Source organism: Streptomyces monashensis, assembly GCF_001866665.1.
In the GTDB taxonomy this organism is placed as follows: domain Bacteria; phylum Actinomycetota; class Actinomycetes; order Streptomycetales; family Streptomycetaceae; genus Streptomyces; species Streptomyces monashensis.
In genome coordinates, this window is sequence record NZ_MLYO01000176.1 from 1 (window position 1) to 489 (window position 489).

The following is a 489-nucleotide window of genomic DNA, read 5'->3' on the forward strand; positions in this document are numbered from 1 at the left end:
GCCGGCGAGTTTCGCGGTGATGGTGGGTCTGGCGGCGGTGTGGTCGTCGGTGGGTGTGTCGCCGGATGCGGTGGTGGGTCACTCGCAGGGTGAGATCGCGGCGGCGTGTGTGTCGGGGGCGTTGTCGCTGGAGGACGCGGCGAAGGTGGTGGCGCTGCGCAGCCGGGCGATCGGTGAGCGGCTGGCCGGTCGTGGTGGCATGGCTTCGGTCGCGTTGGGTGAGGCTGAGGCGGTCGCCCGCCTGGAGCGTTGGTCGGACCGGGTCGAGGTCGCGGCTGTCAACAGCCCGTCGTCCGTGGTGATCGCCGGTGACGCGCAGGCGCTGGACGAGGCGCTTCGGGTGCTGTCCGGCGAGGGTGTTCGGGTGCGTCGGGTGGCGGTGGACTACGCCTCGCACACCCGTCACGTGGAGGACATCCGCGACACTCTCGGCGAGATGCTGGCCGGTATCGACGCGCAGGCGCCGACGCTGCCCTTCTACTCCACCGT

Annotated in this window: 1 protein-coding gene; it reads left to right on the plus strand. The window is 71.4% G+C overall.

What is annotated here, in order from left to right:
- Positions 1-489 (plus strand): acyltransferase domain-containing protein (locus tag BIV23_RS45045; protein WP_143079283.1); only part of this gene is annotated, 489 nt, incomplete at both ends.